Below are 21,480 nucleotides of genomic sequence, written 5' to 3'. Positions count from 1 at the left end.
GCCACTAACCGAAGGCTTCGGCGCTGAATTGCAACCGGGTCACGTGCCGATAGGTCTCTCCGGGGCTGAGCGTGGTGTCCGGGAAATGTTTGAAATTGGGCGAACAGGGGAACGCCTGGGTCTCGAGCGCGACCCCGGCAAATCGGCAGAGTGGGCGGCCAGCTTTGCCGATTATCCCGCCATGCAGGAACCCGCCCGTATAGACCTGCAGACCGGGTTGAGTCGTGCTGAGCGTCATCCGACGCCCCGAACCCGGATCAAACAGCACTGCGGCACTCTCCGATCCGTCCAAGCACCAGTTATGATCATACCCACCGCCCTCCGGGTTCAAGCAGAGTGCGGCGATGTCCTGACCGATGGGTTTGGCGCTCTGAAAGTCGAAGGGGGTGCCTGTAACAGCACGCACCTCACCGGTGGCCAGCAGGTCGTCATCGACGGGCGTATAGAAAGCAGCTTCGATCTGAAGCTGATGATCCAGCACTTCGCCCGCCCCGTGCCCGGCGAGATTGAAATAGGCGTGGTTGACCATATTCATCAACGTCGTCTGATCAGTGTCCCCGGTCATCTCGATCTCGAGCACGCCCCCATAGGTCAGGGTGTAGCGCACCGTGAGTTGAGAGCGGCCGGGAAAGCCCATCTCGTCTGCCTCCGATGTCGCGGCAAACGTTACGCTGTGATCGTCGAGCGCCGCGATGCGCCATATCTTCCGATCAAACCCCACCCTGCCGCCGTGCAAATGATGCGCACCCTCGTTGACGTCGAGTTGAACACGCTCTCCCTCAATGAGACAGCGCCCATGAGCGATCCGGTTGGCGTATTGCCCGCAGGTGGCGCCGATGTAGGCATCATCCTCGATGTAGCTTTGCAGCTCATCAAAGCCGAGCACGACGTCTGTCCTTACCCCGTTGGCGTCCGGCACCCAGAGCTGGGTTAGCCGTGCGCCGTAGGTGATCAGATGGGCTTCGAGGCCACCATTGGTCAGCCGCACCGCCTCGACCGCGCGGCCATCCACCTGCCCAAAAACCTCTGTCTGCATCACCCTCGGTCCCTGCTTTTTGCGCAGGATGCCACGGCCCATCCCCCTTTAGCAAAAGGAGATTTCCAAGGTGTCGGCCAGACCCTCAGGCCGCGTCAGTCATAGCGCAGCTCCGTCGCTTTGCCGCGGAAGATGTAGTAGGACAGGACCGTATAGCCAAGGATCGCCGGCAGTACGAAAAGCGTTCCGATCAGGATGATGAACAGGCTCTCTGGCGCCGCCGCGGCGTCATAGATCGTAATCTGCTCGGGCACCACATAAGGGTAGAAGGAATAGGCCATTCCGGCAAAAGCCAGCGCAAAGAGCGCCATGGCCGCAACAAAGGGTCCCCATGCCATGCGATCATCGGCGTGCGGCAGATGGCGGATTTGCCACCAGAGATAACCCACCAGCGCCAGCGACAAGAGCGGCATCGGCGAGAGATAGAAGAACTCCGGCAGGCTGAACCACTTGTCGAAGATACGCGGGCTCACGAAAGGCGTCGCCAGCGAGATCGCGCCAATGCCCAAGATCAAGCCCCAGATGCCGCCCCGTGCCCAGCGGACCGCATGCTCTTGCAGCGCGCCATCGGTTTTGGCGATGAGCCAGGCCGCGCCGATAAAGCTGTAGCCGACGGTGAGAAAGACCGCCGTTAGCAAGGCGAAGGCCACGTGCGGCAGCGTCCACGTCAGGCCCATGACATACATGCCCAGCATGAAACCCTGGCTCATCGATGCCAGCAGCGAGCCCGCAAAGAAGGCAAAGTTCCATCGCGGCTTCTGGGCGATGGGTGCCTTTGCGCGGAATTCAAACGACACGCCACGCAGGATCAGCCCCAACAGCATCACAAAAACGGGAAGATACAGGGCAGTCAGAATAATTCCATGGGCGGGCGGGAAGGCCACCAGCAACAGGCCAATGGCCAGCACCAGCCAGGTTTCATTTGCATCCCAGAACGGGCCGATTGAGGCAACAAGCCGGTCTTTCTCCGCATCGTCGGCCAGCGGCATCAACAGCCCGACGCCCAGATCAAACCCGTCGAGGATCACATAGATCAGGATCGAAAGCCCCATCAGGGCTGCGAAGGTCCAAGGCAGCCAAACCGCCGGATCGCCAAACGTCTCCATCTGCTATTCCCCCGGGATCACGGCCACTTCGGCCTCGCCACTGCGCGGATAGCGCCGGGTCGAAAGCGGCTCGCCCCGCGACGCCTTGCGCGCCAGATAGGTGATCACCGACATATACGCGATGGTCAGCGCCGCGTAGATCGCCAGATAACCAATCAGCGTGCCCATCACCATGCCAGCAGGCACATCGCTGACCGCATCCTTGGTGCTGAGCACCCCTTGCACCAGCCAGGGCTGCCGCCCGATCTCGGTGGTGTACCAGCCCGCCAGCGTGGCGATCCATCCGCTGAAGCTCATGGCGGCAAAGCCCACCAGCGGCAGTGTCGGCATGTCACCTGCCCCATAGCGCCGCAGTAGGTAGAGCCCGCCCCACGACAGGAGCAGCATCGCCATGCCAGTCCCCACCATGATGCGGAAGCTGTAAAAGACGGGCGCTACCGGCGGGTGCAGCGCTGTCCCATCCTCGGCCACAAAGTCGTTCAGGCCGGGCACAACGCCAGACGGCTTGTGCTTTAGGATGATCGACGCACCGCTTGGCACACCGATCTCGAAGTTGTTCTGACGCGCCTCTTCATCCGGCACCGCAAAGAGCAGCAGCGGAATGTTCGGCCCGGTTTCCCAGTTCCCCTCCATCGCGGCAACCTTGGCCGGCTGATGCTCCAGCGTATTCAGGCCGTGGAAATCCCCAGCGAGAATCTGCAGCGGGATCAGCGCAGCACCCGTGATGATACCAAAGCGCAGCGTGGTCTTCACACTCTCGGACCGGTCCCCCCAGAGCAGACGCAGCGCCGAAATACCGGCAACCAGAAAGGCCACGGTCAAGCCGGAGGCAAGCAGCATATGCACCAGCCGGTAGGGCATCGACGGGTTGAAGATGATCGCCCACCAGTCGGTCGCATAGACGATCCCATCCCGCAACTCATAGCCCTGCGGCGTATGCATCCAGGAGTTCAGCACGAGGATCCAGAAGGCCGACATGGTGGTGCCGAAAGCGACGAGAAAGGTAGCCAGCGTGTGCACCCAGGGCTTCACCCGCGAGGCACCGAAGAGCATGATCCCGAGGAAGACGGCCTCAAGGAAGAAGGCCGTCATCACCTCGTAAGCCAAGAGTGGCCCCGCCACATTACCGACGGTTTCCATGAACCCGGGCCAGTTGGTGCCAAACTGGAAGGACATCGTGATGCCCGAGACCACGCCCATCGCGAAGGACAGCGCGAAGATCTTCACCCAGAACATGTAGGCGTCCATCCACTTCTGCTCGCCCGTCGCGCTAAAGCGCAGCTTGAAGAACAGAAGGACCCAGCCCAACGCAATTGTGATCGTCGGGAACAGGATGTGAAACGAGATATTCGCCCCAAACTGGATGCGAGACAGAAGCAACGTGTCCATGGTTTACCCTCGTAGAAATTCAGCAAGCACGGCGCGCCTGCTAGAGTAAAAATAGTTTTCAAAGCCTGAACTTCAGTGTCTGTGCGACGAAACGCGCAGTCGTGAGACCTGGCGCGGGAGACGCCTATCGGTTGTTAATCTCGCGGAAACCGGGTTTTCGTGATCATGATACGGGTACTAGTATCGCCAAACATTGGGTCGCTAAATTTCTGATCTGGCACGGCGCGTTGGAGGTGTAGAGGCCAGGATCGACTGGAGCGCCTCAAAAAAGTCATACTTCACAGCATCTTAGATCTTTTCGACTGTATGGCCTGTTGTGCACCGCGTCAGGATCTCGCGTGATGTCGCACCAATTGATCAACTTCTGCCGCGGCTCGCCCCCGCACCAAGATTGCTCTCCCAGTCTACCAGTCTCAGCTTGTCCGGCATGCATCCACAGGAGCTGCGACAGACTGTTGCAGGTCCTTGCGGCACCACCGATCAAGCACATCAAATCGCCGAATTGACACCCGAGTGGTTTCGGATGACCTTCGCGCGACCTGTGCCCGTCGCAGGGCCACAGCAGGACTGATCCCCTTGGACCACAGCACAACTCTAGTCATCGCTGCCGCCGCCTTTCTCGCGGCGGGTGCCGTCAAAGGGCTGGCGGGCATCGGCATGCCGACGGCGGCAATCGCTCTGATGACGCTGTTTCTCGACCCGCGCACCGCCATTGCACTGGTTCTATTCCCGATGATCGGCTCCAACGCCTGGCAGCTGTGGCGCGCAGGGCGCCTTGGCCGGACGGTGCGCCGGTATGCGCTCTTCGCGGTGATCCTGCTGGCCGGTGTCACCGTCACCGTCTTTGCCACGCAAACCACAGGTGACCGCGCGCTACTCGCCGTCCTGGGCCTGGTGATCCTGTTCTTCGTTGCCGTTTCGTGGCGCGGACTGGTACCACCGCTCGCAGCGCGATACGACAGCGCAGCGCAAGTGGGATTTGGACTGCTTGCAGGTGTCGTCGGCGGCATGACTGCGGGCTGGGGTGCGCCCCTAGCCATGTATCTCGCGACCAAACAGGTCGACAAAGACGAGTTTGTTCGCGCCAGCGGGTTTCTGATCTTCGTCGGCAGCCTGCCTCTGTGTCTCGCCTACATCCAGTTGGGCTTTATGACAGGTCCGCTGGCCGGCGTCTCGGCGGCGATGTTGATCCCCACGCTGATCGGCTTCAGCCTTGGTGAAGTGTTCCGAAACCGCCTTTCAGGCGACGGGTTCCGGACGGCAATCCTCGTCGTCTTTGTCCTGATGGGGCTCAATTTGATCCGCCGTGCGATCTGGTATGGCTGAGCCTCAGAAACATGCCTCCAACAGCTCAGTGGTGTTCTTCGCCGTCATCTTTACAGGGTTTCCACCGACACTTGGATCTTGGAGCGCGGATGTCACAAGCTGATCGATGTTGGCGTCTTTTACACCCAAGTCCGTCAGAGACTTTGGAATACTCAACTTCTGGTTCAAATCGCCCACAAAGGCATAGAACCCATCGAATCCACCCGAGATGCTGAGATAGTTCGCCGCCCGTGCGAGGTGCCGGCGTACCTTTGGGCGGTTGAACATCAGCACCTGCTGCATCACGACAGCATTTGTGGTGCCGTGATGCGTGTGATGCACCGCCCCGATGGGATGCGACAGCGCGTGGATGGCGCCCAGCCCCTTCTGGAACGCTGTCGCACCCATCGCCGCCGCCGACATCATGTGCGCCCGCGCGTCCAGATTCGTTCCATCTTCATAGGCAGTTAGAAGGTTGTCTTTGACCAGCTTCATGCCCTCAAGCGCGATGCCCTGCGACATCGGGTGGTAGTGCGGCGAGCAATAGGCCTCCAAGCAATGGGCAAAAGCGTCCATTCCGGTGCCTGCGGTGATCGCGGGCGGCATGCCCACCGTCAGCTCCGGGTCACAGATCACCACGGACGGCAGGATTTTGGGATGGAAAATAATCTTCTTCTCATGCGTCTCAGAATTGGTAATCACGCTGGCGCGCCCCACTTCCGAGCCTGTCCCGGCGGTGGTCGGCACCGCAACGATGGGCGCAATGGCGTCTGCATCCGCACGCGTCCACCAGTCGCCGATGTCCTCGAAATCCCACAAAGGCCGCGTTTGCCCGGCCATGAAGGCGATGACCTTGCCGAGATCAAGCCCCGAGCCCCCGCCAAAGGCCACCACGCCATCGTGCCCACCGTCCCGGTACATGCGAACACCGGCTTCGGCGTTCTTCTCCGTCGGGTTCGGGTCCACATCCGAGAACATCGCGCGGCCCAGACCGGCGGAGGTCAGCAGTTCCAGCGTGTTCTGGGTGATCGGCAGATCGGCCAGCCCTTTGTCAGTGACCAGCAGGGGCTTGGTGATGCCCGCTGCCGCACAGGCCTCGGCAATCTCCGAGATGCGCCCGGCGCCGAAACGGATGGCAGTGGGGTAGGACCAATTGGCAGTCAGTGTCATCGGCTCAGGCCTTCTTCAGGTGGTAAGATTTCGGGCGCGTCAGATTGTGATAGCCAATCACCGACAGCCCCCCGCCCCGTCCGGTATCCTTGCAGCCGGTCCAGCACAAGCCCGGATCGAGGTAGTCGGCCCGGTTCATGAAGACGGTGCCCGTCTCGATGGCGTCGCCAATGGCTTCGGCCCGCGCGATGTCCGGCGTCCAGAGCGAGGCGGTCAGCCCATAGGCGCTGTCATTCATCAGCCGGATGGCTTCGGCATCGTCTTTGACCGGCATGATACCCACAACCGGGCCAAAGCTTTCCTCGCGCATCACGCGCATGGAATGATCCACACCCACGAGGATCTGAGGCATGAGATAGGCACCCCCATCCTCAGGGAAAAGCGATTTATCAATCAAAGCCTTGGCGCCTGCCTCTAAAGCCTCGGCTGTCTGCGCCCGCACATCCTCTGCAAAGCGCGCCTGCGCCATCGGGCCAAGGGTTGTCTCCGCGTCCAGCGGGTTGCCGAGCTTGTAGGATTCGACGATTGAGACCGCCTTATCCACAAACGTCTGGAACAGAGGCTCCGCCACATAGATCCGCTCGATCCCGCAGCAGCACTGGCCAGAGTTGAACATGGCTCCGTCAATCAGCGTCTCCGCCGCTGCCTCGACATCAGCGTCGTCCATGACGTAGCCGGGGTCCTTCCCGCCCAGCTCCAAGCCCAGCCCGGTGAAGGTGCCAGAGGCCGCCACCTCCATCGCACGTCCTCCACCGACCGAGCCGGTAAAGTTCACAAACCCAAACGCGCGATCTGCGATCAGGGCGGAGGTGGTTTTGTGGTCCAGAAAGACGTTCTGGAATACCTCTTCTGGCACGCCCGCCTCGTGGAACGCGCGCGCCATGCGTTCGCCCACCAACGGCGTCTGGCTTGCGTGTTTCAGCATCACCGCATTGCCCGCGATCAGCGCGGGCGCGACGGTGTTGATCGCGGTCATGTAGGGGTAGTTCCAGGGGGCGAGGACCAGCACCAGCCCGTGCGGTACGCGTTTGATCATGCGGCGAAACGCGCCGCTGTCTTCCAACGCGAGGGGAGCCAGTGCTTCCTCAGCAATCCGGGCCATGTAACTTGCGCGCTCCTCAAAGCCTCCGAACTCTCCGCCGTAGCGCACCGGGCGACCCATCTGCCAGGCCAGTTCGGGCACGATCTCGTCATTCATCGCGCCCACATTGGCCACGCCCTTCAGGACCAGATCGATCCGCTCCTGCAAGGGGCGCGCGGCCCACGCCAGTTGCGCGGCTTTGCCCTTTGCCACGGCTTCCGCCGCTTCGAATTCGGTCAGCACCGGCCGCGTTGCATAGACCGAGCCGTCGATGGGCGAGATACAGGTGATGGTCATGGCTCAGGCCCTTTCAAAGCCGCGCGCGATTTCCCAATCGGTCACGACACGGTCAAATTCTTCCTGCTCCCATTCGGCGCAGCGGGTGTAATGGTCGACCACGTCGTCCCCCATCGCCGCGCGCAGCATGGAGGAGCCGCGCAGTGTTTTGGTGGCGGCGCGTAGGGTCTGCGGGATGTCAGCGGCCTTGGCGTCTTCATAGACGTCGCCCTTGGTGGGCGGGGCCAGCTCCAGCTTGTCCTCGATCCCCTTGATGCCCGCGGCCAGCATGGCGGCTTGCGCGAGGTAGGGGTTCAGGTCAGACCCGCCAATCCGGCATTCGACGCGCACGCCGCGGGTCGCCTCGCCACAGAGCCGGAAGCCTGCGGTGCGGTTGTCCACCGACCAGACGGTTTTGGTCGGCGCAAAGGTGCCCTTGGCGAACCTCTTATAGCTGTTCACGTAAGGCGCGAGGAAGAACGTATAGTCCGGCGCATAGGCGATCAGGCCGGCCATGTAGTGTTTCATCAGCTGGGACATGCCCAAGGCATCGTCTGCGTCGTAAAACGCCGCCTCGCCGCCCTGCCAGAGCGACTGGTGCACGTGGGACGAGCTGCCCACCTTGTCCGCCACCCATTTCGGCAGGAAACTCGCGGCATGGCCTTGCTGCCAGGCAATCTCTTTCACAGCGTGTTTCGCAATGCTGTGGTGATCGGCGCAGTCGAGTGCTGCGGCATAGCGGATGTTCAGTTCCTCCTGCCCCGTCTCGGCTTCCCCCTTGGTGTTTTCAACCGGCACGCCAGCGGCATAGAGGTGATTGCGCAGCGGACGCATGATCCCTTCTTCCTTGGTGGTCTGCAGGATATGGTAGTCCTCATTGTACCCGCTGATCGGAGCCAGATCGCGGAAGCCAGATTTGCGGATCTCATCATAGCTCTTCTCAAAGAGGAAGAACTCCAACTCCGTCGCCATCATCGCGTCAAAGCCCATCTCGGCCAGCCGCGCCACCTGGCGTTTCAGCACCGCACGCGGGTCATGGGGCACCGGCTCATGCGTGTGGTGATCGAGGACATCGCAGAGCACCATCGCTGTCCCCTCCAGCCAGGGCATGGGTCGGATCGTGCTCAGATCAGGGCGCATCACATAGTCGCCATAGCCTGCCTGCCAGGAGGTGCTGGCATAGCCGTCGGGCGTGGCCATCTCCAGATCGGTGGCCAGCAGGTAGTTGCAGCAATGGGTCTCGGCATGGGAGTGGTCGATGAAATTCGCGGCGTGAAAGCGTTTGCCCATCAACCGGCCCTGCATGTCCACAAAGCAGACCAGAACCGTGTCGATCACGCCCTCCACCACCTGCGATTTCAACTGCTCAAAGCTCAGTGTGCCTGCCATGGGAGTGTCCGTTTGCAAAAGGGGTCGGGGGCGACGCGCGCCGCCCCCAAGAAGGGTTAGCCGTAGCGGTAGGGCCGCCCGGCCTTGACCATATCGGCGTTGTATTGCTTGAAGATCTCAACGACCTTCGCCTTGGTCTCGCTTTCTGCCGCGATCTCGTCCCAGAATTTGAGCGCCGCGTCCTCAACCTGCTGCCATTCGGCATCGGGGATCGAGGTCAGCTCCATCTTGGTGCCGTTCACGCGCAGATTGGCTTCGCCGCCCCAGTACCACCACTGGCGGTAGTAGTGCGACTGGTCCATGCAGACCTTCAACAGCTCTTTCAGGTCATCGGGCAGCGCATTGTAGCTTTCCATATTGGCAAAGAAGGAGCCCGCCCAAGCGCCCGAGATGTTGTTGGTCAGGAAGTAGTTGGTCACATCCGCCCAGCCGACGGTGTAGTCCTCGGTGATGCCGGACCACGCGATGCCGTCGAGCTCACCGGTTTGCACGGCCACTTCGATATCTTCCCATGGCAGGGTCACGGGGACCACACCGAATTGCGTCAGGAACCGCCCTGCAGTTGGGAAGGTAAAGACGCGCTTGCCCTTGAGGTCTTCGAGGCTGCGGATCGGGTCCTTTGTGGCGAAATGGCACGGGTCCCATGCGCCTGCGCTGAGGTGTTTCACACCAACGGCGGAGTATTCCTGATCCCAGATTTCGTTCAGGCCGTACTGGTTGAAGAGCACCGGCACATCGAGCGAGTAGCGCGAGGCGAAGGGGAAATAGCCGCCAAAAACGGTGACTTCGGTGGGCGAGGCCATCGAGTCATCATCGGACTGCACCGCGTCGATGGTGCCGTTTTGCATCGCGCGGAAGAGCTCACCCGTCGGCACCAGTTGATCCGCAAAGAACAGCTCGATCTGCATCCGGTCGCCCGCGATCTTGTTGAAGCTGTCGATGGCGGGTTTGATCACGTGCTCGGCGAGCGCCGGGCCCGCATAGGTCTGCATCCGCCATTGGATGGTGCCCTGCGCCAACGCCGGGGCGGCCAACGGGGCTGCTGCCGCGCCCGCCGCAGCGCTTGTGAGAAACTTACGTCTTGTGGTCATAGGTCTTACTCCTTGTTGAGATGAATGCCCCGGTCAGCCGGGGTCGTGATTATTTTCCGTAAACATACTCTGGCAGCCACAGCGCGATCTGCGGGAAGGTCATGATCAGGGCCAGACAGCCAATCATCACGATCACAAAGGGCAGGATCGAGCCGTAGATGTCCTTGAGCGTGATTTGGGGCGGCGCCATGGCGCGCATCAGGAAGAGGTTATAGCCGAAAGGCGGCGTCATATAGGCGATCTGCGTGGTGATCGTGTAGAGCACGCCGTACCAGATTAGATCGAAGCCAAGGGCGGCCACCAACGGCACATAGAGGGGCGCGACAATCACCAACATCGCGGTGTCATCGAGGAAGGTGCCCATCAGCAGGAAGGATAGCTGCATCAGGATCAGGATCATCCAGGGGTTCAGGCCCAGCTGTTCTGTAAAGAGCTGATCGATGGCTTTAACCGCACCCAACCCGTCGAAAACCGCACCAAACCCCAGGGCCGCGAGAATGATCCACATGAACATGCAGGAGATCGCAAGGGTCTGCCGCACCGAGACCTCGAAGACCTCGCGGGTCATGCGGCCCTTCAGCACCGCCGCCGCAAAGGCCGTCAGCGCCCCGATGGCCGAGCTTTCCACCAGGCTTGTCCAGCCGTTCACGAAGGGCATCATCATCGCGGCAAAAATGACGATGGGCAGCAGCCCTGCGCGCAGCAAGCGCAGCTTTTCGACCATCGGCACAGTGCGCTCTTCAGCGGGCAGCACGGGGCCGAGCGCCGGGTTCGCCTTGCACCGCAAGTAGATGTAGAGAATGAAGGCCGCCGCCATCATCAGCCCCGGCACCACACCGGCCAGCCACAGTTGCCCCACCGGCTGCCGGGCGATCATCGCGTAGAGCACGAGCACCACTGAGGGCGGCACCAGAATACCCAAACTTGACCCGGCCTGAATAACGCCCGTGACCATCCGCTTGTCGTACCCGCGCCGCAAAAGCTCCGGCAAAGCAATTGTCGCGCCAATGGCCATACCCGCGACGCTCAGCCCGTTCATTGCCGAGACTAACACCATCAGCCCAATCGTGCCAATCGCCAACCCGCCCGAAACCGGCCCCATCCACACATGGAACATATGGTAGAGATCATCGGCGATCTTCGATTCCGACAGCACGTAGCCCATGAAAATGAACATCGGCAGCGTGAGCAGCGGGTACCACTTCATCAGCTTCATCGCCGCCGAAAAGGGAATATTCGACCCACCCGGATCCCACAGCAGGATCGCGGCCAAGGCTGCCACACCGCCGATGGCGCCGAAGACCCGCTGCCCGGTCATGAGCATCAGCATCATCGACGCAAACATCAGGATCGCAATCAGCTCATACGACATTGAGATCGACCTCCCGGATCGTCGCAATGTCCTTGATCAGCTCGGAAATCGCCTGCAGCAGCATCAGGAAGAACCCGAGGATCATCACCGCCTTGATCGGCCAGATATAGGGCCGCCAGGCGGTGCTGGAGCGCTCCAGCCGCCCCACCTCTTCGGTACCCACCAGAAGCCCCGCGAAATAGGCCAAAGGCTCCTGCCCCCAGTACCCCAGCGAATAGGCGGTCGATCCCAGAGCGCCGTAAAGCAGCACGCCAAGATAGAAGATCAGCAGCAGCACGGTGAAGGCGTCAAACCACGCTTTTTTGCGCACCGACCAGTCGTGATAGAACAGATCCATCCGCACATTGGCGCCCAGCTGCATCGCGTAAGGCCCGCCGGTGATGTAGTAGGCAACCATGGCGAATTGCGCCATCTCAAGCGTCCAGAGCGTAGGTAGAAAGAAAGTCTTTGAGATCGACGACCACAGCAGGATCGCCATCATCACGAAGATGCCATACATCATCACGCGCCCGATCCGGTAGTTCACCGTATCGACCCAGCGCACGTAGAGTCCAGCGACCCGCCTCACGCGGCAGCCTCCAGCGCACCAAGGCTCTCGCTGATCCAACCGGCCAGCATCTGCGCCATCTCGGCCTGTGCCTCCGGCGTCGCGATCAGATCGTTGCGTACTTCGATCATGACATTCGGAATCCCGCGCGTGAGGCCGTGCAGCCGCAGCGTGTGCATCACCCCGTCCTGCGCGCCGTAAGGCGCGTTGCGCTCCACAAGAAAGGTGGTGTGCCGCGCACAGGTGGCCAGCATGGCATCGGCCAACCGAGTATCGTCATCATGCAGGATCCCAATCTCGACAGCCCGCGACACCCCCATGAAGACAGGTGTAAAGCTGTGCACCGTGACCAGAACGCGTGCCTTCGCCGCTGCCATCGTCTCTCGCACTGCAGCCTCAAAAGGCAGATAATACCGCGCTACCCGATCCGCCCGGTCCTGATAGCTCAGCCCAATATTCCCCGGAATATCACGGCCCTCGCTCTGCTCCAAAATCGCCGAAGGTGCCTCAGGCGGACGGTTGCAATCATAGACAAGCCGCGACACCCCACCTGCGACGAGCGGTGCATCCAAAAGCTCCGAGAGTCCTTCGGCCACGCCCAACGCGCCTGGGTCCCATGCGGCGTGGCCCTGTCGCATCTCTTCCGGCAACCCCAAATGTGCAAGCGCATCCGGCATATGGTGGCTGGCATGTTCACATACTAAAACGATCCCCGACGCGGCTTGCCCACGCGTCACGCGCACCGCTGCATCATCGCCATATCTGCGGTTTTGATCAGACATTTCGCCCCCGGTCTCGCACAAATGTCTTGCCGGATCCGGATTCTGTCAACACAATAATGAAAGCATTCGTTCAGATTGAAGTCTTCTGTAATAAAACCCGTCAAAACGAAGGCACAGCCCGTGCATGACGCCACATTGACCATCGCAGACCGTATTCAGGCGCGGCTGGAAACCCTGACGAGGGCCGAGCGGCAACTGGCCGATGCGATCCTCGAAAACTACCCCGCGTCCGGCCTTGGGCCCATCGCCTCACTCGCGCAGGATGCCGATGTCTCGACGCCGACGGTGGCGCGAATGGTGCAGAAGCTGGGATTCAAAGGCTACCCGGAGTTTCAGGCCGATCTGCGCGACGAGCTCAAGGCGCAGCTCAGCGGCCCTATCGCCAAGCATGACACCTGGGCTGAAGGCGCGCCTGAAGAACATATGCTTAACCGCTTCACCGAAGCGGTGATCGGCAACATTCGTCATTCGCTGGCCCAGATCGACACCGATGATTTCGACACCGCCTGCGCGCAACTCGCCGACAGCACCTCGCGGCTGCACATCGTGGGAGGCCGCATCACCCACACGATGGCCGAATACCTCTTCCTGCACATGCAGATGATCCGCCCGGACGTCATTCACATCCAATCCACTTCGAACGCCTGGCCGCACTATCTGCTCGACGTGAAAGACGGCGATACCTTCGTAATCTTCGATGTCCGCCGCTATGAGAGCAACACGCTGAAACTGGCCGAAATGGCGCGCAGCCGCGGCGCCCGGATCATTCTCTTCACCGACCAGTGGCGCTCGCCGGTTCACAGCCTGGCCGACATCTGCTTCTCCAGTCGTATTGTCGTGCCCTCGGCCTGGGACTCCGCGGCGACAACACTCTTGCTGGTGGAAACCCTGATCGCAGCGGTGCAGGATCTGTCCTGGACCGACACGAAAGACCGCATGCAAACGCTGGAAGACATGTTCGATCAGACCAAACTCTTCCGCAAATTTACCTGAGGAGGCTCTGTGACCGAGCATGACAGAACCCCACGCGACGGCCTCTCCCATGTCATCGGAGATACGTCCGAACCACTTCTGAACATCACGCTGCCCGATCTTCTCGCGCAAACAACAGCGCGGTTGCCCGACCACCCCGCCGCCATCTTCCGCGCGCAAGGCATCCGCTGGTCCTATGCAGAGTTGAGCCACGAGGTGGACCGCCTGGCTGCAGGCCTGCTGACCCTCGGGATCGAAAGGGAGGACCGCGTTGGCATATGGTCGCCCAACCGGGCCGAATGGCTGCTGACACAGTTTGCCACGGCGCGCATCGGCGCAATCCTGGTCTGTATCAACCCGGCCTACCGTTTGTCCGAGTTGGAATACGCATTGAATGCCGTCGGCTGCAAAGCTCTGGTCACCGCACGCTCCTTCAAATCCAGCGATTACACCGGAATGTTGCAAGCTCTGGCCCCTGAGTTTGCAAGGTCGTCCGGACCTCTCAAGGCTGACCGCCTGCCGCACCTGCGCCATGTGCTGGTGATGGGCGGCGATGTCCCAGAGGGTATGCTCGGCTTCGACGCGATTTGTGCGCGTGGGACCGCAACCAAGGCTGATCTGGACACTCTCACCGCCGCGCTTGATCCGCAGGACATCATCAACATCCAGTTCACCTCCGGCACCACCGGCAGCCCGAAAGGCGCAAGCCTCACACACCACAACATCGTCAACAACGCACATTTCGTGACCCGGACGCTTGAGCTCACCGAAGCGGACAAGCTCTGTATCCCCGTGCCCTTCTATCACTGTTTCGGCATGGTCATGGGCACGCTCGGTTGCGTGACCAAAGGAGCCACGATGGTGATCCCCGGCGAAGGGTTCGAGCCCGATGCCATTCTGCGCGCCGTGTCGGAGGAGCGCTGCACCGCGCTCTACGGCGTTCCAACGATGTTCGTAACCCAACTTGCCCTGCCCGACTTCGAAAGTTTCGACCTCAGCACCCTGCGCACGGGCATCATGGCCGGCGCCCCCTGTCCGCGCGAGGTCATGAAACAGGTGCAATCGCAGATGCATATGACCGGGGTCACCATCGCCTACGGCATGACCGAAACCTCACCCGTCTCCTTCCAGAGCAACGTGGATGACCCGCTCGACCAACGCGTCTCATCAGTGGGGCGCATCCACCCGCATGTAGAGGTTCGGATCGTCGATGCCGACGGACAGACCGTGCCGGTTGGCACTCAGGGGGAGCTGCTCACACGCGGTTACTCCGTGATGAAAGGCTATTGGGGCGAAGAGGCCAAAACAGTCCAGTGCATCGATGCGGACGGTTGGATGCATACTGGTGATCTCGCCACGCTGGACGCTGAGGGTTATTGTGCGATCACTGGTCGGGTCAAAGACATGATCCTGCGCGGCGGCGAGAACATCTACCCCCGCGAGATCGAAGAGTTCCTCTACACGCACCCCGACATTGCACAAGCGCAGGTCTTCGGCATCCCGGACGATACACTGGGCGAGATCGTCTGCGCCTGGGTTGTTCTGCATGACAAAGCCACGGCGACATCGCAGAACATAAAACAGTTCTGCAAGGACAATATCGCGCACTTCAAGGTTCCCGCACATGTCCACCTCAAATCGGAGCTGCCGATGACCGTGACGGGCAAACCGCAAAAATTCATTATGCGGGATCAGATGGTTGCTGACCTCGCCAAAGTGACCTGAGAGGTGCCGTCGTGTGCCAGCACCGGGCATATCCTGAAAGGAGATGCCCGGGACATGTCATGCGGCGCCAGCCGCGCGACTAGACAGCGCCGGTGTATTCGCCGCGCGCCGGGTAATCGTTGCTGATGGCGAAATCGAGCGCACCGACCAGCTCCGAAAAATGCGGGCGGACGAAGGGCATCGTCTGCACCGATCCGTAATAGAGCGTCTGCTGCGGCGTCACCATGAACAGCCCCGGCTCGGAGAAAAGCGCAGGCTCTTCGATCCCGATCGACGTCTTACCGCGCGAGGTCGAGATATAGAGCCCCCACTCCTTCGCCTTGGCCAGCGACAGGTCGTAACCGAACCGCAGCGCCTTGGCCGAGATTTTGTCCGCCATCGCCTGCGTGCGCTCTTCCCCATCGCTACTGATCGCAACGGTCTTCACGCCGCGTTCAGCAAACTCCGGCGTGCGCTTTTCCAGTTCTGCCAAATAGGTCGCACACAGCGGACAGTGAAGCCCGCGATAGAAACAGACAACCGTACCCCGCTCTGATCCATCACTCGCAAGATCGAAGGTTCCGCCGCCAAGCAGGGGCAGTTGAAGATCGGGTGTTTTCTGGCGGGGCAGCAGCATGGGTGGGTCTCCTTCATCAAATGTGCCGATTTGGTTTCACGAAATCCGGACAATGACCAGCGGGCTCCGTTCACGATCCCTTGTGCCGTCTCAAGTGCGCCAGTCGAGCAGGCGTCGCTCGATGGCTCCGATCACCGCGCTCACCAGGACACCCAAAACCGACAGGATCACCACGCCGGCAAAGAGCCGTTCCAGATCATAGAGCGACCCCGCTTCCAGAATATAGGCGCCAATTCCATACTCGGCCCCCAGCATCTCCGCCGCCACGAGCAGGATGATCGCAATCGCGAGGCTGATCCGGAGCCCGGCGAGGATACCGGGCATCGCCCCGGGCAGCACGATCTTGCGCACGATGCTGAGCCAGCTCAGCCCAAAGCTCTGCCCCATGCGGATCAGCGTACGATCCACGTTATCCACAGCCGCAAACGTCGCCACAACCGTGGGCGTGAAGGTGCCAAATGCGATCAGAGCATATTTGCTACCTTCGTCGATCCCGAACCAGATCACGAAGAGCGGCAAGAGCGCGATCTTCGGGATTGGAAAGATCGCGGCAACCAATGGCACCAGACCCGCGCGCACAAAAGAGAACAATCCGATCAGAAGACCCACACCTATCCCCAGCGACGCGCCCAACGCCGCACCAACCAACAGACGCAGAAGGGACGGAATGAGGTGTTGGAACAAGAGCCCCGAGCTGTAAAGCTCTGCGAAGGTTTGCAAAACATCCGTCGGACGGGGCAATGTGAGCGGCGAAATAACACCCGTCCGCGTGCCCCATTCGGCCAGCAGAAGCAGTACCGCGAAGACGGCGAAGCCCACCCATCTGCGGCGCTGAGGTGCAAAACCACCCCCTCTAAATGCAACTTTTTGTGCAGATTTATCCACGGACAAGCTCGGCATCCGCGGCAGCGGCTTCGGCCCGCATCAGCTCCCAGAGGTGCTTTTGCTGCGCTTCCAAATCCGCATCGCCATAACCGCGTTCGGCGAGCGGTTTTTCGAGCTTGACCACCTCACGCACCTCACCAGGCCTGCGCGAGAGGACCACGATGCGGTGCCCCAGTCGCACGGCCTCGGCCAAGTTGTGCGTGACATAAACTGCTGTAAATGGCGTCCTTGTCCACAGGTTGATCAAATCGTCCATCAGCAACTCGCGCGTCTGGCTGTCGAGTGCGGAGAGCGGCTCATCCATCAGCATGACGGCGGGTTTCACCACCAGGGCCCGCGCAATTGCCACCCGTTGTTTCATCCCGCCCGAGAGCTGCCGCGGCAAAGCATCGGCGAACTCCGTAAGCCGCGTGCGGCCCAACACGTCGGCGACCTTTGTCCGCATCTCCGACCGGCTGATCGGGTGGTCTTCCAGCACCAGTGACACGTTTCCCGCGACCGTTCGCCACGGAAGAAGAGCAAAGTCCTGGAAAATGAAGGTGAGCGGGTTCAAGCACCCCTCCGGTGACCGCCCAACCTGCAGCACCTCACCGCGCTGAGGCTCTTCCAACCCGCCCATCATGCGCAACAAGGTGGACTTGCCACAGCCCGAGGGCCCGACAATACACACGATCTCGCCCTCGGGGACCTCCAGATCAATGCCGCGCAGCACCTCGCGGCCTGCATAGCTGTGGCCAACTCCCTGCAGGCGTAATTCCATCGATGTCAGCTGCCAACCGTCTGGACATAGGAGGTATCGAGCAGCGTCTCCAGCGGGATATCCGCGTCCACCAGCCCTTCGGACTGGAACCACTCTAGTTGATCTCGGACAGACGCCACGTTCAGCGCCGCGCCTTCGTTCAGCCGCATGGTTCCGTTGATGATCGATGGCGCCGCCTTGTCTCGCGGGCGGTCGGTATAGACATATTTGTGGATGAGATCGACCATCCCGTCGATGCCGTCCTGCCCGCTCTCCTGTGCAATCATCGTGGCGTTGTAGTCCGCCACGCCGCGCGAATAGGCCGCGAGATAGTCCCCTGTCATCTCCCGCTCGTTCGCCGCGTTCCCCGCCGAAGTGAAGACCGTCGTGACCTGATAGTCGGGAAGATAATCAGCAATGTCGCCAATGATATGCACGGCGCCCGAGGCCGCCAGCGGCTTGGCGATATGCGGCACGATCGACCACGCGTCGATCTGGCCCGACTTCAGCGCCCCGATGATCGCGCCCACCTTCTGCAGTGGTTTGAACGACAGCGACGCCCCCTCGGCCTCCGCAACCTTGGACCCCATGTAGTGGAAGGAGGAACCGGCGGTCGACATGCCAAAGCTCTTGCCATCCAGCGCTTCTGGCGAGGTCAAACCGGCCTGGAAGGCGGCGTCGCTCGCGAGGATCTTCTGCCCGTCGATGCCCTGCTCCTCGGACAGCGCGCCGCCGATCACCTTGATCGCACCCTTGTCGGCGAGCGACACGAGCCCGCCCGAGATCGCGGTCACCGCATAGTCGACATCGCCGCTCGCAATCGCCACCGCCATAGGTTGCGCCGCCTGAAAGAACTTCAGCTCCACTTCGAGCCCAGCCTCAGCGAAATACCCCCGCTCGAACGCGACAAAGCTACCCGAGTGGCTGGTAAACCGCAGCGCACCGACCGTAATCTTGCGCCCTGCCGCATAGGCAGGCGCTGCCAGCCCGAGCACTGTCGCTGCCCCCATCGACCCAAGAACATCGCGGCGGTTAAGATGTGGCATGGTATCCTCCCTGATCCCGTGGGCAGTGGTCCGGCCCTGCAATACAAAGCTTACCTGACGACACGACCGCTGCAAGCGCCCAAACGGCCCTTGCTTCACGCCGGCCGCGCCCGCTATAGCGCGCATGACCCCTGCAATGACCAAAGGTGCGCCCATGTCCTTCGATCGCTCCATCAAGATCGCCCCGTCGATCCTCGCCGCTGATTTCGCCAATTTCGGCGCGGAATGTGAGGCCATCGAGGCCCAGGGTGCTGATTGGGTGCATGTGGACGTGATGGACGGGCATTTCGTGCCTAATATCACCTTTGGCCCGGCAACCTGTGCGGCGATCCGACCCCATATCAAGGGTGTGATGGACGTGCACCTGATGATCGCGCCGGTCGATCCTTACATCGACGCCTTTGCGCAGGCGGGGGCGGATGTGATTACGGCCCATGTGGAAGCAGGCGCGCATATCCACCGGACACTGCAGGCGATCCGTGGCGCGGGCGCCAAGGCGGGCGTGGCGCTGAACCCCGGCACGCCAGCCAGTGCAGTTGCGGAGCTGATCGACAGCGTGGACCTCATCTGCGTGATGACCGTGAACCCGGGCTTTGGCGGACAGAAGTTCATCGACATGACTGCCAAAATTCGAACCCTGCGCGAGATGATCGGCGACCGACCTGTCCATATCGAGATTGACGGCGGCGTGGACCCGATGACGGCGCCGCTGGTCGCCAAGGCAGGCGCCGATGTACTGGTGGCAGGCTCCGCCGTCTTCCGCGGCGGCTCGGTCAGCGACCCGGCGCCCTATGGCGAGAACATTCGTGCAATCCGTGAGGCCGCGGCGGGCACCTACGTCTGAGGCTCCTTGTTCAGATCGTCGAAACGGCGCCCGTCTGCCACGATCTGCTGCAACAGCGGCGCGGGCCGCCAGAAGAAGGCATCCTCCTCCGCATAGCGCTGGATGTCCGCCAGCACCGCCTCAACGCCCTGCAGGTCCGCCCATTTCAGCGGCCCACCGTGATACCGCGGAAACCCGTAGCCGAAGAGCAGCACCATATCGACGTCCAAAGGCCGCCGTGCAATGCCTTCGCCAACGATCTTCGCCGCCACATTGACCATCGCGGCCATGTACCTGCGCTGAATCTCCTCGGCTGAGAAGCTGCGTGGGGTGATGCCGCGCTCTGCTCGCTCGGCGGTGACCAGCTCCATGACCTCCGAGTTCGGCACAACATCGCCGGCGTCATAGAGGTAAAACCCTTTGCCAGTCTTGCGCCCGAACTGCCCCGCCTCACACAGCTTGTCGGGATAGCGCCCAACCCGTTCGCGCGGATCGCGCGTGGGCGCCAGGCGTTTGCGCATCGCCCAGGCGATATCGAGCCCCGCGAGATCGGAGACCGCAAAGGGCCCCATCGCAAATCCAAAGTCGGTCAGCGCATCGTCAATCTCGAAGGGTGTGGCCCCCTCAAGCACCATGTGATCGGCCGCCGTTCGATAGGCGCGCATGATCCGGTTGCCAATGAAGCCATCACAGACGCCCGAGCGCACCGACACCTTGCCCATGCGTTTGCCGAGCGCAAACCCGGTCGCCACAACATCAGGCGTGGTCTGGTCGGGCACAACCACTTCCAGGAGCTTCATCACATGAGCGGGCGAGAAGAAATGTAGCCCGATCACGTCGGCGGGCCGCGACGTCTTCGCCGCGATCTCGTTGATGTCGAGATAGGATGTGTTTGTCGCCAGGACCGCGCCGGGCTTACAGACGGCATCGAGCTCGGCAAACACCGCAGCCTTCACCGCCATATCCTCGAAAACCGCTTCGATGACCACATCGGCGTCTGACAGCGCGGCATAATCCGTCGCCACCTGCAAAGCCTCCGACAGCAAGGCATCGTGCCGCTCCTGGGTAAGTTTGCCCCGCTTGAGTGCCCCCGCGAGATTGTCGGCGACGCGCCCGCGCGCGGCGTCTGCCGCCGTCTGGCCGCGTTCGACCAGCACGACCTGCAGCCCCGCCAGCAAAGCCGAGGTGGCGATGCCTGCGCCCATCGTTCCGCCGCCGATCACGCCGATCAGGTCGACGGCTCGCGGCTCCACCGACTTCAGCTCGGGCAGATTGCTGACTGCCCGTTCAGAGAAAAACGCATGGATCATGCCCTGTCGCTGATCGGTCTCCATCAAGTCCCGGAACATCCGGCGCTCCGCTGCCAGCCCTTCGGCGAAGGGCAACTCGACGCTGGCCTGCACCGCGCGCACCGCCTGCGCGGGTGAAAGCTGTCCGCGGCCTTTCTTCAGCACACGCGCATAGGTCGCGTCCCAATCGATGGGGGCAGGCGGGGGCATCTCGCTGACCGGGCGCGGTTTGGCGCCGCTCTCTAGCAACGCCTGGGTGTAGGCGATCCCAACCTCCTGAGGGTCCCCCGCCTCAACCCGGTCAATGACGCGGAGACGCGCGGCCTCATCTGCAGGAACATGCCGCCCGCTGGTGATCACTTCAATGGCTGGCTCCGCACCGGTCAGGCGCGGCAATCGCTGGGTGCCGCCCGCGCCGGGGATCAAGCCCAGATGCACCTCGGGCAGGCCCACCCGCGCGTCCGGCTGGGCGATGCGGTAGTGCGCTGACAGTGCCACTTCTAAACCACCACCCAAACTGACGCCATGCATTGACGCCACCACCAGAAGCGGCGAGGCCTCGATCCGGTTGCACACGTCTGGCAGATGTGGCTCCAGCGGTGGCTTGCCAAACTCCTTGATATCTGCCCCGGCGATGAAGGCGCGACCGTCACCGACGATCAGCACCGCTCGCACGTCCGGGTCCGCCTCGGCCCGGTCCATGCCGTGCATCAGACCCTGGCGCACCGCGTGGCTGAGCGCGTTCACGGGTGGGTTCTGCAGGCGCAGCACCGCCACATCGCCATGGGTCTCATATGCGATCATCTCGGTCATCAGTGGGCCTTTCAGAATTGCGCGGCCC

General features: G+C 61.6%; 19 protein-coding genes. 4 read left to right on the top strand and 15 right to left on the bottom strand.

What is annotated here, in order from left to right:
* Positions 1-4: 4 nt before the first annotated feature.
* From ACVC7O_RS04080 to ACVC7O_RS04070, 3 genes are all read right to left on the bottom strand, one after another.
* Entirely contained in the window at positions 5-1,036 is a 1,032-nt protein-coding gene (locus tag ACVC7O_RS04080; protein ID WP_458324810.1) for an aldose epimerase family protein, read from the bottom strand.
* A gap of 95 nt (positions 1,037-1,131) precedes the next feature.
* On the bottom strand, positions 1,132-2,142 hold the full coding sequence (locus ACVC7O_RS04075) for a cytochrome d ubiquinol oxidase subunit II (RefSeq protein WP_458324809.1): 1,011 nt from the start codon (positions 2,140-2,142) through the stop codon (positions 1,132-1,134).
* Positions 2,143-2,145: 3 nt separating this feature from the next.
* Positions 2,146-3,531: a cytochrome ubiquinol oxidase subunit I gene (locus ACVC7O_RS04070; RefSeq protein WP_458324808.1), complete on the bottom strand. Its 1,386-nt coding sequence runs from the start codon at positions 3,529-3,531 to the stop codon at positions 2,146-2,148.
* A gap of 576 nt (positions 3,532-4,107) precedes the next feature.
* Here ACVC7O_RS04070 and ACVC7O_RS04065 point away from each other — a divergent pair.
* The gene (locus ACVC7O_RS04065; RefSeq protein ID WP_458324807.1) at positions 4,108-4,857 is read left to right on the top strand and encodes a sulfite exporter TauE/SafE family protein; all 750 of its coding nucleotides are present in this window, start codon (positions 4,108-4,110) and stop codon (positions 4,855-4,857) included.
* A gap of 3 nt (positions 4,858-4,860) precedes the next feature.
* On the opposite strand, the gene ACVC7O_RS04060 is transcribed toward ACVC7O_RS04065, so the two are convergent.
* From ACVC7O_RS04060 to ACVC7O_RS04030, 7 genes are all read right to left on the bottom strand, one after another.
* On the bottom strand, positions 4,861-6,006 hold the full coding sequence (locus ACVC7O_RS04060) for an iron-containing alcohol dehydrogenase (RefSeq protein ID WP_458324806.1): 1,146 nt from the start codon (positions 6,004-6,006) through the stop codon (positions 4,861-4,863).
* Between the two features lie 4 nt (positions 6,007-6,010).
* The gene (locus ACVC7O_RS04055) at positions 6,011-7,384 is read right to left on the bottom strand and encodes an aldehyde dehydrogenase family protein (RefSeq protein ID WP_458324805.1); all 1,374 of its coding nucleotides are present in this window, start codon (positions 7,382-7,384) and stop codon (positions 6,011-6,013) included.
* A 3-nt stretch (positions 7,385-7,387) separates the two neighbouring features.
* Positions 7,388-8,752, bottom strand: coding sequence for a glutamine synthetase family protein (locus ACVC7O_RS04050; protein ID WP_458324804.1), 1,365 nt, complete (start codon positions 8,750-8,752; stop codon positions 7,388-7,390).
* A gap of 56 nt (positions 8,753-8,808) precedes the next feature.
* Positions 8,809-9,843: a TRAP transporter substrate-binding protein gene (locus ACVC7O_RS04045; protein WP_458324803.1), complete on the bottom strand. Its 1,035-nt coding sequence runs from the start codon at positions 9,841-9,843 to the stop codon at positions 8,809-8,811.
* A gap of 49 nt (positions 9,844-9,892) precedes the next feature.
* Complete coding sequence (locus ACVC7O_RS04040; RefSeq protein WP_458324802.1) at positions 9,893-11,215, bottom strand: TRAP transporter large permease; 1,323 nt, start codon at positions 11,213-11,215, stop codon at positions 9,893-9,895.
* Positions 11,205-11,717 (bottom strand): TRAP transporter small permease subunit, encoded by a 513-nt coding sequence (locus ACVC7O_RS04035; protein WP_458326034.1) that lies wholly within the window; start codon positions 11,715-11,717, stop codon positions 11,205-11,207. Before ACVC7O_RS04035 ends, ACVC7O_RS04040 begins: the two co-directional genes overlap by 11 nt.
* 62 nt (positions 11,718-11,779) lie before the next feature.
* Positions 11,780-12,544, bottom strand: coding sequence for an N-formylglutamate amidohydrolase (locus ACVC7O_RS04030; protein WP_458324801.1), 765 nt, complete (start codon positions 12,542-12,544; stop codon positions 11,780-11,782).
* A gap of 120 nt (positions 12,545-12,664) precedes the next feature.
* Between ACVC7O_RS04030 and ACVC7O_RS04025 the strand changes: the two genes are divergently transcribed.
* A complete protein-coding gene (locus ACVC7O_RS04025; protein ID WP_458324800.1) occupies positions 12,665-13,537 on the top strand; it encodes a MurR/RpiR family transcriptional regulator in 873 nt (290 codons plus the stop codon).
* A 9-nt stretch (positions 13,538-13,546) separates the two neighbouring features.
* The gene (locus tag ACVC7O_RS04020) at positions 13,547-15,241 is read left to right on the top strand and encodes an AMP-binding protein (RefSeq protein WP_458324799.1); all 1,695 of its coding nucleotides are present in this window, start codon (positions 13,547-13,549) and stop codon (positions 15,239-15,241) included.
* Between the two features lie 79 nt (positions 15,242-15,320).
* On the opposite strand, the gene ACVC7O_RS04015 is transcribed toward ACVC7O_RS04020, so the two are convergent.
* The 4 genes from ACVC7O_RS04015 to ACVC7O_RS04000 all read right to left on the bottom strand — a co-directional run bounded on the left by ACVC7O_RS04015 (position 15,321) and on the right by ACVC7O_RS04000 (position 18,527).
* Positions 15,321-15,857, bottom strand: coding sequence for a peroxiredoxin-like family protein (locus ACVC7O_RS04015; RefSeq protein ID WP_458324798.1), 537 nt, complete (start codon positions 15,855-15,857; stop codon positions 15,321-15,323).
* A 90-nt stretch (positions 15,858-15,947) separates the two neighbouring features.
* A complete protein-coding gene (locus ACVC7O_RS04010) occupies positions 15,948-16,757 on the bottom strand; it encodes an ABC transporter permease (RefSeq protein ID WP_458324797.1) in 810 nt (269 codons plus the stop codon).
* Positions 16,735-17,502, bottom strand: a complete 768-nt coding sequence (locus tag ACVC7O_RS04005; protein WP_458324796.1) for an ABC transporter ATP-binding protein — start codon at positions 17,500-17,502, stop codon at positions 16,735-16,737. Before ACVC7O_RS04005 ends, ACVC7O_RS04010 begins: the two co-directional genes overlap by 23 nt.
* A 5-nt stretch (positions 17,503-17,507) precedes the next feature.
* Positions 17,508-18,527: an ABC transporter substrate-binding protein gene (locus tag ACVC7O_RS04000; RefSeq protein ID WP_458324795.1), complete on the bottom strand. Its 1,020-nt coding sequence runs from the start codon at positions 18,525-18,527 to the stop codon at positions 17,508-17,510.
* A gap of 154 nt (positions 18,528-18,681) precedes the next feature.
* Between ACVC7O_RS04000 and rpe the strand changes: the two genes are divergently transcribed.
* A complete protein-coding gene (gene rpe / locus ACVC7O_RS03995; protein WP_458324794.1) occupies positions 18,682-19,371 on the top strand; it encodes a ribulose-phosphate 3-epimerase in 690 nt (229 codons plus the stop codon).
* Here the strand turns inward: rpe and ACVC7O_RS03990 are convergent.
* Positions 19,362-21,452, bottom strand: a complete 2,091-nt coding sequence (locus tag ACVC7O_RS03990) for a 3-hydroxyacyl-CoA dehydrogenase NAD-binding domain-containing protein (protein ID WP_458324793.1) — start codon at positions 21,450-21,452, stop codon at positions 19,362-19,364. The genes rpe and ACVC7O_RS03990 overlap by 10 nt on opposite strands.
* Positions 21,453-21,480: the final 28 nt, after the last annotated feature.

This window comes from Roseobacter cerffii (genome assembly GCF_054226325.1).
This window is presented reverse-complemented; position numbering and strand designations above follow the sequence as displayed.